This is a genomic window from Duganella violaceipulchra (assembly GCF_019166075.1).
Lineage (GTDB): Bacteria > Pseudomonadota > Gammaproteobacteria > Burkholderiales > Burkholderiaceae_D > Rugamonas > Rugamonas violaceipulchra.
On sequence record NZ_JAHTGR010000004.1, the window covers coordinates 47,460 to 59,428 of the forward strand.

General features: G+C 66.7%; 11 protein-coding genes. 7 read left to right on the forward strand and 4 right to left on the reverse strand.

The annotated features are described in order from the left end of the window. Positions 1-20 precede the first annotated feature (20 nt). The 3 genes from KVP70_RS08735 to KVP70_RS08745 all read left to right on the forward strand — a co-directional run bounded on the left by KVP70_RS08735 (position 21) and on the right by KVP70_RS08745 (position 2,687). On the forward strand, positions 21-752 hold the full coding sequence (locus KVP70_RS08735; RefSeq protein WP_217941767.1) for a response regulator: 732 nt from the start codon (positions 21-23) through the stop codon (positions 750-752). A gap of 23 nt (positions 753-775) precedes the next feature. Continuing rightward, positions 776-2,269, forward strand: a complete 1,494-nt coding sequence (locus tag KVP70_RS08740) for a sensor histidine kinase (RefSeq protein ID WP_217942156.1) — start codon at positions 776-778, stop codon at positions 2,267-2,269. 76 nt (positions 2,270-2,345) lie between these two features. Beyond that, positions 2,346-2,687 (forward strand): ribonuclease E inhibitor RraB, encoded by a 342-nt coding sequence (locus KVP70_RS08745; protein WP_217941769.1) that lies wholly within the window; start codon positions 2,346-2,348, stop codon positions 2,685-2,687. On the opposite strand, the gene KVP70_RS08750 is transcribed toward KVP70_RS08745, so the two are convergent. From KVP70_RS08750 to KVP70_RS08760, 3 genes are all read right to left on the reverse strand, one after another. After that, positions 2,688-2,975 (reverse strand): YciI family protein, encoded by a 288-nt coding sequence (locus tag KVP70_RS08750; protein WP_217941770.1) that lies wholly within the window; start codon positions 2,973-2,975, stop codon positions 2,688-2,690. 38 nt (positions 2,976-3,013) lie between these two features. Next, positions 3,014-4,267 (reverse strand): alpha/beta fold hydrolase, encoded by a 1,254-nt coding sequence (locus KVP70_RS08755; protein ID WP_217941772.1) that lies wholly within the window; start codon positions 4,265-4,267, stop codon positions 3,014-3,016. 98 nt (positions 4,268-4,365) lie between these two features. Next, positions 4,366-6,276 carry a methyl-accepting chemotaxis protein gene (locus tag KVP70_RS08760; protein WP_217941774.1) on the reverse strand — a complete coding sequence of 637 codons (1,911 nt, stop codon included), beginning with the start codon at positions 6,274-6,276 and terminating at the stop codon, positions 4,366-4,368. 178 nt (positions 6,277-6,454) lie between these two features. On the opposite strand from KVP70_RS08760, the gene KVP70_RS08765 reads away from it, so the two are divergent. The 4 genes from KVP70_RS08765 (at position 6,455) to KVP70_RS08780 (ending at position 10,468) form a co-directional block, all read left to right on the forward strand. Beyond that, positions 6,455-7,879, forward strand: a complete 1,425-nt coding sequence (locus KVP70_RS08765; RefSeq protein ID WP_217941777.1) for a sensor histidine kinase — start codon at positions 6,455-6,457, stop codon at positions 7,877-7,879. Further along, positions 7,869-8,450 (forward strand): hypothetical protein, encoded by a 582-nt coding sequence (locus KVP70_RS08770; RefSeq protein ID WP_217941778.1) that lies wholly within the window; start codon positions 7,869-7,871, stop codon positions 8,448-8,450. The genes KVP70_RS08765 and KVP70_RS08770 overlap by 11 nt, the downstream gene beginning before the upstream one ends. Next, complete coding sequence (locus KVP70_RS08775) at positions 8,447-9,916, forward strand: sigma 54-interacting transcriptional regulator (protein ID WP_255575804.1); 1,470 nt, start codon at positions 8,447-8,449, stop codon at positions 9,914-9,916. The genes KVP70_RS08770 and KVP70_RS08775 overlap by 4 nt, the downstream gene beginning before the upstream one ends. Positions 9,917-10,141: 225 nt before the next feature. Beyond that, positions 10,142-10,468 (forward strand): BON domain-containing protein, encoded by a 327-nt coding sequence (locus tag KVP70_RS08780; RefSeq protein WP_217941780.1) that lies wholly within the window; start codon positions 10,142-10,144, stop codon positions 10,466-10,468. Positions 10,469-10,646: 178 nt separating this feature from the next. Here KVP70_RS08780 and KVP70_RS08785 read toward each other — a convergent pair whose 3' ends face one another. Further along, positions 10,647-11,969, reverse strand: coding sequence for a homoserine dehydrogenase (locus KVP70_RS08785; RefSeq protein WP_217941782.1), 1,323 nt, complete (start codon positions 11,967-11,969; stop codon positions 10,647-10,649).

Consider the following 11,969-nt stretch of genomic DNA (forward strand, 5'->3'; position numbering starts at 1 on the left):
CATATGGTTGGCAAGAAATTATGCGTATTCTGTTAGTTGAAGACCACACCGAGCTATCACATTGGCTATCCAAGGCTCTGCGTGACGCCAACCTGACGGTGGAATGTGCCGACAACGGCGCCGACGCCGACGCCCTGCTGCACACCCAGGACTACGCGCTGCTGATCCTCGACCTGACCTTGCCGCGCATGGACGGCCTGGAAGTGCTTAAGCGCCTGCGCGCGCGCGGCGGACCGCGCGGCCAGACTCCGGTGTTGATACTGACCGCGCGCGGCGGCCTGGAAGACCGCGTGCAGGGCCTGAACCTGGGCGCCGACGACTACCTGGCCAAGCCCTTCGAACTGGCCGAACTGGAAGCGCGCGTGAAGGCGCTGCTGCGCCGCAGCGTCGGCAACGAGGCGCTGGTGCACAGCTGCGGCGCGCTCAGTTTCGACACTGTCACCCGCATGTTCAGCTACGCCGGCGCCCCGCTGGCGCTGACGCCGCGCGAACACGCGGTGCTGGAGACGCTGATCACCCGCTCCGGCCGCGCCGTCTCCAAGGAGAAGCTGTTCGACGAAGTGTTCGCGCTGGCCGACGACGCCAACCTCGATGCGATCGAGCTGTATATCCACCGCGTGCGCAAGAAACTCGACATCGCCGCGCCGGACGCCGCCGTCATCACCACGCTGCGCGGCATCGGCTACCTGCTGCAGCCCCGCCCCCCCACCGCGCCCGTCCCCGCTCCGGCCGGCGGCGCCAAGGGCGGCTGACCTTGACCGGAACGGGCCGCCGCATGCCGCTGCTGGACAAGCTGGCGCGCCGCTTCGGTCCGGGCGCCCCGGCGCTGGGCAGCCTGCGCGGCCAGTTGTTGCGCTGGCTGCTGGGCCCCTTGCTGGTGCTGGTGGCGCTCAACACCCTGTCGGTCTACCACAACGCGCTGGACGCGGCCGACGTGGCCTACGACCGCTCGCTGCTGGCCTCCACGCGCGCGCTGGCGGAACGCGTCTCCATCGTCGACGGCAAGGTGGTGGCCGACGTGCCCTACGTGGCGCTGGACAGCTTCGAGACCGATACGCTGGGCCGCATCTACTACAAGGTCACCGGCATCACCGGCGAGACCGTGTCCGGCTACGCCGACCTGCCGCCGGTGCCGGCCAACGTGCCGCGCTCGGAGGCCTATCCGGCGCTGGTGCGCTTCTACCACGCCAACTACAACGGCCAACCGGTGCGCATCGCCGCGCTGCTGCAACCGGTGTACGACGATTCGATGCGCGGCATCGCCCTGATCCAGGTTGGCGAAACGCTGGAGGCGCGGCGCGGCCTGTCCAACCAGATCCTGTTCGACACGCTGGTGTGGCAAGCCTTGCTGCTGCTGGCGGTGGCGCTGCTGGTGTGGTTCGCCGTGCGGCTGGTGCTGCAACCGCTGATGCGGCTGAAGATCGCCGTGGAGACGCGCAGCCTCAATGATTCGTCCGATGTCGATCCGACGCTGGTGCACAAGGAGGTGCGGCCGCTGGTGGCGGCGATGAACAGTTCGCGCTCGCGCCTGCAGATCCTGATCAGCAGCCAGCGCCGCTTCATCGCCGACGCTTCGCACCAGTTGCGCACGCCGTTGACGGTATTGAAGACCCAGGCCGAACTGGCGCTGCGCGAATGCGACCGTCCAGGCGTCGATCCGCAGGCCACGCGGGCGGCGTTGCGCGAGATCGTCCACAGCATCGCCGCCACCACCGATTCGACCGTCAACCTGGCCAACCGCCTGCTGACGTTGGCGCGCATCGAGCATGGCGGCGATGCCGATGGCGCGGTGGTCCAGTCGGAGCCTGCCTCGCTGCGCGACATCGCGCGCCAGGTCGGGCTGGAGATGGCGATGGCGGCGGTGGCCAAGCAGATCGACCTGGCGCTGGAGGCGGACAGCGAGTGCGTGGTCCAGGGCCAGGCCTTGCTGCTGCACGAGATGATCGCCAACCTGGTGGACAACGCCTTGCGCTACACGCCGCAGGGCGGCACGGTGACGCTGCGGGTGCGGCCAGGCACGGGCAGCGGCACGGGCGGCGTGGTGCTGGAGGTGGAAGACAGCGGCCACGGCATCGCCGCCGCCGAGCGCGAACGGGTGTTCGCGCCCTTCTACCGCGCCGCCGCGACGCTGGAGCGCAATCCCGGCGGCGCCGGCCTGGGCCTGGCCATCGTGCGCGACATCGCCACCCTGCACGGCGCCAGCATCACGCTGGACGACGCCGACGCGGGCCATGGCTTGAAAGTCACGGTAGCCTTCCCCCGCACCTGACCCGCTCCGACCCGGCCCGCCGCCGCTGCGGTAAAATACGGCCTATCGCATCAAGGTCACGCCAAGGAACAAGTACATGATCACCAAAGAAGACATGGTCGAGCTGTTTGCCGACATGAAGCAGAACGCGCCGTGGGACATTTCCAAGCCGCTGTTGTGGGGCTATTTTTTCGCCGACCCGGTCAAGAGCAAACTGGAAGTCGCCGGCGAGCAGCTGAAGGCCAAGGGCTATCAAATTGTCGGCATCTACGACTCCAAGCCGGAAGCCAGCGTGCCTGCGCTGTGGTGGCTGCATGTTGAAAAAGCCGAGCACCACACCGCCGACACGCTGCACGTCCGCAACCAGGAGTTTTACAAGTTCGCCGAGGAGCACCAGCTCGAATCCTACGACGGCATGGACGTCGGTCCTGTCGCCTGATTACAGCACGGCCGCCAGCGCCGGATGGTGCTTGGTGGCCTCGAACTGCGTCACCTGATAGCTGGCGATCCCGTTCTGCGCGAACGGGTCCTGTGCCAGCAAGCCGTCGAGCTCCGCGCGCGACAGGCGTCCACTCACGATAATCACACCGCCGTCGCGCGGGCTCTTCGGGCCCGAGGCCAGAAACACCTCGCGCGCATACTGTTCGTCGAGGAAGACCCGATGTGCGGCGAGGTGCGCCTCAATTTCCGCCAGCGGTTTCAGATAAGTCAGATTCACGATGTACATGCTCAGGCAACCTCATAGGGAAACCTGGGCATCATATATCACCGCGCCAATGCCTGCTCGGCTCTCGCCAGGTTTTTGCGGTAGCCTTCCATCGCCTGCGGACTCTTGTCTCCGGCCGTGCCCAGCGCGATCGCCTGCTGGAACTGCGCCTTGGCCTGCAAGGGCTGCTTCACTTCCAACAGGAGCTCGCCGTAGCTGTCATGCGCATTGGCCGATGCCGGGAAGGTGTCGGCGTTGAACTTCATCACCAGCGCCGCGAGCTGCGGCTGCTTGCGCTTGCCCAGCACCATGTAACCCACGCCGTTGATGTCGTTCTCGCCGAAGCGGCTTTCCTTCAGCGCGCTGTCGACCAATTGCCCGGCCTCGCTGGCGCGCTGCGCCTTCAGCAAGGCGTCCGCGCGGTCCAGGGCTTGCAACAGTTTATCCTGCGCCAGCTTGCGAACGCGGCGCTGTTCCTGCGCGGTGGCGCCGGCGATCACCTGCTGAATGGCGCCTGCCACCAGCGCCGGTTCCTCCAGATGGATGTTATGCCCGCTATTGGCCGTGACCACATGGCTGCCGGACGAAAACTGAAGGAACAGCTGCTCGTGCAGCGAGCGCCATACCCCCACCGCCGGCACCGTATGCATGAAGAACTCAGGCTGCTCGCGCACCATGGTCGAGGTCAGGACCACGGCCGGCACGTCCGGCAGGCGCGGCGCCGGCAACAGACTGGCGGCGGCGAAAGCCTCGTCCACCAGTTTGCTTTCCGCCTTCAGCGGCGCGGGCGTCAGCGTATCGAGGTACTTCTGGTCTTGCGCGACCTTGGCGGCGTCGAGCTTTTTGAGCTCGGTGTCGAAGCGCTCCATGCTGGGATCGACAAACACCATGCCGGCGACCTGCTCCGGGTGGCGCTGGGCGAACAGGCGGATCAGATAGCCGCCGTAGGAATGGCCGACCAGGATGTACGGCGGCGACAGGTGGGCGGCCTCGATCAGCGGGTCCAGCTCCGCGCTGCTGCGTTGCGGCGTGCGCGCTTCGGGGCGCGCATCGGATTTGCCGATCCCGGCGCGCGAATAGACGAACACCTTGGCCGTCTTGGCGATTTCCGGCGCCACTTTGCGCCACACCGACAGGTCGCTGGCGAAGCCCGATTCGAAGATGACGGTGTAGGGGCCGCTGCCCGCGCTGGCCGCGTCAACGTGATAGGCGCCGACCTTGACGCCCTGCTGGCTGGCCGCCACACCAGGCGCCAGCAAGCAAGCGGACATCAACGTCACGGCGGCAAATTTTCCGGAAAACAGCTGTTTCAATCGCCACTCCTTGTACGTGGTTTGCAAACTTGGTTAAATTACAAGTCTACCGTACATTGGTGCATAATCGAAACATTTAGTGGCGCCAACAGCCCATCCTAGCGCAGCGCCAGGTGCCTGGCGCCGGCGCGCGGCTCTTCCTCCAGCTTGAACACGCTGACCACTTCCGCCAGATGGGCGGCCTGCTCCTGCAAGGAGGTGGCCGCGGCCGCGGCCTGTTCCACCAGCGCCGCATTCTGCTGCGTGGTGCTGTCGATTTCCGTCACCGCCAGGTTGACCTGGGCGATGCCTTCGCTCTGCTCGTGGCTGGCGGCGACGATCTCGCCCATGATGCTGGTCACCTGCTCCACCGACGACACGATCTTGCTCATCGTGACGCCGGCCTCATCGACCAGCACGCTGCCGGCGTCGACCTTCGTCACCGAATCGCCGATCAGTTCCTTGATCTCCTTGGCCGCGCTGGCCGAGCGCTGCGCCAGGTTGCGCACCTCGGACGCCACCACCGCGAAGCCGCGCCCCTGCTCGCCGGCGCGCGCCGCCTCCACCGCCGCGTTCAAGGCCAGGATGTTGGTCTGGAACGCGATCCCATCAATGACGCCGATGATGTCGACGATCTTGCGCGAGCTGTCCTTGATCGACACCATGGTCTGCACCACGCGGCCCACCACCTCGCCGCCCTCGGTCGCGTAGCCGGAGGCCGACTGCACCAGCTGGTTGGCCTGCTTGGCGCTGTCGGCGTTCTGGGTCACGGTCGCGGTCAACTGCTCCATCGCCGACGCCGTCTCCTCCAGGCTGGACGCCTGCGCCTCGGTGCGCGCCGACAGGTCGTGATTGCCGCTGGCGATCTCGCTGGACGCGGTGGCGATGGTCGCGGTACTGTCGCGCACCTTGCGGATGGTGCTATTGAGCGACGACACGAAGCGGTTGAAGCCATCGGCCAGCGCGCCGACCTCATCCTCGCTCTCGACCGTCATGCGGCGGCTCAGGTCGCCATTGCCGTCGGCGATCTCGCCCAGCATGTGCGCGGCGCGCGCCACCGGCGCGGCGATCGCCCGGCTGACCAGGAACACCACGAACATGCCGATGCCGCCGCCCACCAGGCCGCCGACGAGCGCCGACACCGTCACCGAACGCGTGACCGCGCCCAGCACTTCGGACTCCGGCACTTCGGCGATCACGTACATATTCAGCTCCGGCACAAACGACGACGCCACCAGGCGCTTGCCGCCCGGCGGCGAGTAACTGGCACTGGCGTAGTTCTGGCCGCCGAGCAGCTTGGTCGTCAACTCGGCGTTAAAGCCCGGCAGGTCCTTCATGAAATGCTGGCCGTCCGCCAGCGCGGTATCACGGTGCACGATCAGCATGCCGTTCGGCCGCACCAGATACACGAAGCCGGACGCGCCGACCTTGTAGCTGCGGATGTTTTCCGCCAGCTTGTTGACCGACAGCCCCAGGCTGGCCACGCCGATCTTGCCGTCGCCGGTGTCGAAGCGGGTGTTGATGAACACGTTGTAGGTGGTGGCGCCGGGTTCCTTGTCCAGGTTCAGCGAATACGGCTTGCCGCTGGCCAGGAACCCGAAGAACCACTGGTCGGCCGCGGCGCCCTTGTCCAGCGTGCGGCTGTAGCCTTTTTCGTCGAAATACTTGCCGGTGCTGCCGGACACCCACGACACCGCCGCCGCCTTCGCCGTCTTGCGGATGCTGGCCGCGTAGGCGATCCAGGCCGGCAGGCCGCTGTCGGGCAGGCCGGCTTTTTCCCAGTCCAGCAGGAAGGTGTTGGCGCTGACCGACAGCGTGGCCGCCAGCGGCTCGCCGATCTGGCGCAGGATGTCGTTGCGGATTTCGCCCACCTCGGCCGGCAGCTCCTGGTTCACCACGCGCTCGCGGATGCTGTTGCCCGTCATGACCACGCTGAGCGTGGCCGAGACCACCAGAAAGAGCAACAGGCAGGCCGCCATGCTGAGCATCAGTTTTTGCTGAATAGACAAACGGCGCAGAAGACTAGCCATGACACTCCCCAAAGGTTAAATCGGCACAAGCATATTTACAAATCAGCGTAATCGAATAGTGTTGCCATGCGCAACCTAAAATTCCGAGTCCGTGCCGAACAACAACGCAGCCAATCGAACAGGCTGTAGGGCCGCTTTGGTCATATCATTCAGCCAATATAGAGACTATTTAACGACGATGCTTACGAAACTTTCGTTTCGCCAGCTGCTGCTGGGCGTCTTCCTGTTGATCGCCGTGCTGCTGAGCGCCGCTTCGCTGCACGCGTTGTGGACCCTCGACCGGCTCGCCGCCCACAGCCGCGACAGCGGACGCCACGCCCTGGCACTGACCGAAAACACCCAGCAACTGGCCGAGCGCAGCGTGGCGATGGCGCGCAGCGCGCGCCAGTTCCTGGTGCTGGACGATCCCGCCTTCCGCAAGCGCTATGCCGACGCCTGGCGCGAGGCGCGCACCGCGCTGGACGCGGTGGCCACCGCCCTGCCCTACACGCCGCCCGCCACCTTCGAGCGCTGGCGCCACGCCGGCGAGCAGGCGTGGGAGATCCTGCAGGCGCCGGCGCGGCCGCGTTCGAGCGCGCGCCAGCAGGCGCTGGAAAAAGTGCTGGCGCCGCTGCCGTCGGTGAACGCCGAACTGGCTGACGAAGTCAAACAGGAAGTGGAACGCCGCAACAGCGCGCTGCTCAGCGAGCTGGACCAGCGGCGCGGCGTCCTGAAAGGGCAAGTGATGGCGTCCATCGTACTGGCGGCGCTGCTGGCGGGCGGCTTCGGCCTATGGCTGTCGCGCCCGCTGGCGCAGATCGAATCGGCCATCGACCGGCTGGGCGAGAACCGCTACGACCAGCCGATCGTGGTGCGCGGCCCCAGCGACCTGCAGCACGTGGGCCAGCAGCTGAACTGGCTGCGCCAGCGGCTATCGGACCTGGAGGCGGACAAGGCGCGCTTCCTGCGCCACATCTCGCATGAACTGAAGACCCCGCTGGCGGCGCTGCGTGAAGGGGTGGCGCTGCTGGAGGATGGCGTGGCCGGCGCGCTGTCGCCCAACCAGCGCGAGATCGCCGGCATCCTCAACCAGAACACGGCGGCGCTGCAATCGCAGATCGAGGCGCTGCTGCGCTACAACGCCGCCACCTTCGACGCCCATCACTTGCAGCGCGAGCCGACCGACATGGCGGCGCTGCTGGCGCAGTCGGTCGACGGCCAGCGCCTGCAATGGCAGGCGGCCGGGCTGAGCGTGGCGATCGAAGGCCGGGCCGCGCCCATCGCCGTCGACGCCGACAAGCTGGCGGTGGTCGCCAGCAACCTGCTGTCGAACGCGCTGCGTTTCAGCCCGCCCGGCGGACAGATCGTGTTCCGCCTGGCCGAGTCGGACGGCAAGCTGCTGCTCGACTGCATCGACCAGGGGCCGGGCGTGGCGCCGGCCGACGCGGCGCGCATCTTCGAACCGTTTTACCAGGGATCGCGCCAGCCGGCCGGCGCGCGCCGGGGCAATGGCATCGGCCTGTCCATCGTCCACGAATACATCGCCGCCCATGGCGGCGCCTTGCAACTGCTGCCCTCCGACCAGGGCGCGCACTTCCGGATCGAACTGGCTTATGAAACATGACGTAGCTTCCCCCCTGCTGTTGCTGGTGCTCAGCCTGTCGCTGGCCGCCTGCACGCTGAGCTCGCCCCGGCCGACCTTGCCGACGCCGGCCGAAGTGACGCTGCCGCCGCCGCCGGCCATCGTCGAACTGCCGCCGCCACCGCCGCCGGATGAAGTCGGGCCGCTGCTCGGCTACCACCAGCAGCTGCGCAAGATGAGCCAGGGCGACATGCTCAAGGAGTTGAGCGGACTGGGCCTGCAACAGCGCAGCCCGCGCGTGGCGATCCAGATGGGCATGGTGCTGATGCTCACGCGCGGCGCCGGCGACCTGGCGCGCGCGCAGGCGCTGCTCGACAGCGTGGCCACCTCGGCCGAGACCGAGGCGCAGCCGTTCAAGGCGCTGGCACAGCTGTTGTCCAGCAATTGCGCGGAGACGCGCCGGCTGGCCGAGCATGCCGACAAGCTGGCCGTGCAGCAAAAGGACAGCCTGCGCCGCATCGACCAGCTCAACGAGATGCTGGAAGGCTTGAAGACCATCGAGCGCACCCTGCCGGTCCGTCCGGCGCCGGGTCCGCAGGCGGTGATCAAATGAGCGCGCCGGCCGACGCCCTGAAACCGCTGCGCGAATCGGGCGCGCTGACCCGGGCCGGCGACAACGGCGCCCCGCGCAGCGCCGCCGCCGGCCAGGGCGCCCATCTGCTGCTGGTGGACGACGACGCCGACCTGCTGCGCCTGCTGTCCATGCGCCTGAGCGCCAACGGCTACCGCGTGACGGCCGTCGGCAGCGCGGAGGCGGCGCTGGCGCGGCTGGCGATCGAACTGCCGCGCTTGGTCATCAGCGACATCCGCCTGCCGGACCGCGACGGCATGTCGCTGTTCCAGGAAATCCGCAGCGCCTGGCCGGCGCTGCCGGTGATCCTGCTGACCGCGCACGGCACCATCCCCGACGCGGTCGAGGCCACCACCCTGGGCGCCTATGCCTACCTGACCAAGCCGTTCGACGCCAAGACGCTGCTGGAGCGCATCGTGCAGGCGCTGAACCTGTCCGCGCCGGAGGCCGGCCCCGCCAGCGGCGACCACGCCTGGCGCGCCGGGCTGATCAGCCGCAGCCAGTGCATGGACGAGCTGCTGGCCGAAGCGCGGCTGGTGGCCGCCTCCGACGCCAGCATCCTGATCCGCGGCGAGAGCGGCACCGGCAAGGAACTGCTGGCCAACGCCATCCACCGCGCCAGCCGGCGCAGCAAGGCGCCCTTCATCGCCGTCAACTGCGGCGCGATCCCCGAGGCCTTGCTGGAGTCCGAGCTGTTCGGCCACATCAAGGGCGCCTACACCGGCGCCGTGGCCAGCCGCGAAGGCTTGCTGCAGGCGGCCGACGGCGGCACCCTGTTCCTCGACGAGATCGGCGACATGCCGCTGCTGCTGCAAGTGAAGCTGCTGCGCGTGCTGCAGGAGCGCGTGGTGCGCCAGCTGGGTTCGGACGTGGCGCGGCCGGTCGATGTGCGCATCCTGTCGGCCACCCACCGCGACCTCGACGCGGCGATGCAGGAAGGCCAGTTCCGCGAAGACCTGTACTACCGGCTCAACGTCATCACCTTGATCTTGCCGCCGCTGTCGCAGCGGCGCGAGGACATCGCGCCGATGGCGACCCAGTTCCTGCAAGCGCTGGCCGCCAAGTACGGCAAGACGGTGCGCGGCTACGCGCCCGGCGCGCTGGAGGCGCTGACCACGGCCGCCTGGCCGGGCAATGTGCGGCAGCTGTACAACGTGGTCGAGCACGTATGTGCGCTGGCGACCGCGCCGCTGGTGCCTCTGTCGCTGGTGCAGCGGGCGCTGCGGGTGCCGTCGCTGGAAGTGCTGAGCTACACCGAAGCCAAGCAGCGCTTCGAGCGCAACTACCTGGTGCAGCTGCTCAAACTCACCGATGGCAACGTGGCCGACGCCGCCCGGCTCGCCGAGCGCAACCGCACGGAGTTCTACCGCCTGCTGCAAAAATACGATCTGGACGCCAGCCTGTTCCGTGGCGACGGCGCCGCTGTCGCCGCAGAGCGACAGGAATAAACGCCTATAAATCAATCACTTGCGAGATGGCGACGGAAGCTTGTCGCCATCTCCCGACAAAATCGGGGCGATCTGGCCGGAAATGCCACGGACGAACCGGGCCTGGCTGAAAAATCGCCTTTAAGCGTTTGATTTTAAAGAGTTTATTGCGGCTGGCACGGGGCTTGCAAAGGAGAGGATAACGTCACTGACGTTTTATCCTCAAACTGAAAAAGGAAGCAAATCATGATGACTACCAAACTGATCGCCCGCCTGCTGGTTGCCGCCACCCTGACCGCCGCTGCCGCCACCGGCACCGCATTCGCCCAGACCGAAGCCGCGATGGCTGGCGCCGCCAAGACCGGCACCGCCACCAATGACGACGCCATCACCAGCAAAATCAAGGCTTCCCTGGCGGATCAAAAACAAATCGGCGTGACCACCACCGACGGCGTGGTTGTGCTGAGCGGCTCGGTAGCGAGCACCGACATCGGCACCAAGGCGATCCAGGTCGCCTCGGCCGTGCCGGGCGTGAAGGAAGTGAAGAGCGAGCTGACGGTCGCTTCGAAGTAAGCAGGAAGTAGTACCCCGTTAATAGGAGCAAGACTTTACCGGACAGCGTGCGTAGACGCTGCCCGGTTTTTTTTCGTCCAACCACGGGGGTCAAGTCTGACATTCGGACACGAGCTCTACCGTAACGCGCGTTACGGTAGAGCTCGTGTCCGAATGTCAGACTTGACCCCCGCCTAAATCAGCTCAGGTTTTCCAGACGGATCTTGGTGACGTTGCCGCACACCGTGGCCAGGCCTTCGATCTTGGCGATCGCCGCCATGACGTTCTTCTCCTGCGTCTGGTGCGTCAGGAAGATGATGTCGGTGCGGGTTTCGCCTTCCGCCGGTTCCTTCTGCATCATGGCGTCGATCGAGATGGTGGCGTCGGCCAGGATGCGGGTCAGGTCGGCCAGCACGCCCGGCTGGTCGCTGACGTTCATCCGCAGGTAGTAGCTGGTGGTGATTTCCGACATCGGCAAAATCTCGATGTCGGTCATCGCGTTCGGCTGGAAGGCCAGGTGCGGCACGCGGTGCACGGCGTCGGCCGTGGCCAGGCGGGTGATGTCGACCAGGTCGGCGATCACGGCCGACGCGGTCGGCTCGGAACCGGCGCCCTTGCCGTAGTACAGCGTGGCGCCGACGGCGTCGCCATGCACCAGCACGGCGTTCATCGCGCCTTCGACGTTGGCGATCAGGCGCTTGGCCGGGATCAGCGTCGGATGCACGCGCAATTCCACGCCTTCCACGCCGTTGACCTTGGCGCGCTTGGCGATGCCCAGCAGCTTGATGCGGTAGCCCAGCTGCTCGGCGTAGCGGATGTCGATCGCGTTGAGCTTGGAGATGCCTTCGACGTGCGCCTTGTCGAACTGCACCGGGATGCCGAAGGCGATCGCCGACATGATGGTGGCCTTGTGCGCCGCGTCCACGCCTTCGATGTCGAAGGTCGGGTCGGCCTCGGCGTAGCCCAGCTCCTGCGCCTGCTTGAGCACGGTGGCGAAGTCCAGACCCTTGTCGCGCATTTCGGACAGGATGAAGTTGGTGGTGCCGTTGATGATGCCGGCGAACCATTCGATGCGGTTGGCCGTCAAGCCTTCGCGCAGCGCCTTGATGATGGGAATGCCGCCGGCCACGGCCGCCTCGAACGCCACCATCACGCCCTTCGCTTGCGCGGCGGCGAAGATCTCGTTGCCGTGCACGGCCAGCAGCGCCTTGTTGGCGGTGACCACGTGCTTGCCGTTGGCGATCGCTTGCAGCACCAGCGCCTTGGCCTGGTCGTAGCCGCCGATCAGCTCGACGACGATGTCGATCTCGGGATCGTTAACGATGTCGAACGGGCTGGCCACCACCTTGACCTTGCCGCCGGTGCGCAGCTTGGCGCGCTCCAGGTTGCGGGCCGAGACGGCGACGATTTCGATGCCGCGGCCGGCGCGGCGGCGGATTTCTTCCTGATTGCGCAACAACACGTCGAACGTGCCGCCACCGACGTTACCGACGCCGAGCAAACCTACTTTGATGGGTTTCAT

Bases quoted from the DNA above. Each gene is read 5' to 3' on its own strand.
- KVP70_RS08780 (WP_217941780.1), top strand. From the start codon at position 10,142: ATGATGACTACCAAACTGATCGCCCGCCTGCTGGTTGCCGCCACCCTG.
- KVP70_RS08750 (WP_217941770.1), bottom strand. From the start codon at position 2,975: ATGTACATCGTGAATCTGACTTATCTGAAACCGCTGGCGGAAATTGAG.
- KVP70_RS08740 (WP_217942156.1), top strand. From the start codon at position 776: ATGCCGCTGCTGGACAAGCTGGCGCGCCGCTTCGGTCCGGGCGCCCCG.
- KVP70_RS08765 (WP_217941777.1), top strand. From the start codon at position 6,455: ATGCTTACGAAACTTTCGTTTCGCCAGCTGCTGCTGGGCGTCTTCCTG.
- KVP70_RS08775 (WP_255575804.1), top strand. From the start codon at position 8,447: ATGAGCGCGCCGGCCGACGCCCTGAAACCGCTGCGCGAATCGGGCGCG.
- KVP70_RS08735 (WP_217941767.1), top strand. From the start codon at position 21: ATGCGTATTCTGTTAGTTGAAGACCACACCGAGCTATCACATTGGCTA.
- KVP70_RS08745 (WP_217941769.1), top strand. From the start codon at position 2,346: ATGATCACCAAAGAAGACATGGTCGAGCTGTTTGCCGACATGAAGCAG.
- KVP70_RS08760 (WP_217941774.1), bottom strand. From the start codon at position 6,276: ATGGCTAGTCTTCTGCGCCGTTTGTCTATTCAGCAAAAACTGATGCTC.
- KVP70_RS08785 (WP_217941782.1), bottom strand. From the start codon at position 11,969: ATGAAACCCATCAAAGTAGGTTTGCTCGGCGTCGGTAACGTCGGTGGC.
- KVP70_RS08770 (WP_217941778.1), top strand. From the start codon at position 7,869: ATGAAACATGACGTAGCTTCCCCCCTGCTGTTGCTGGTGCTCAGCCTG.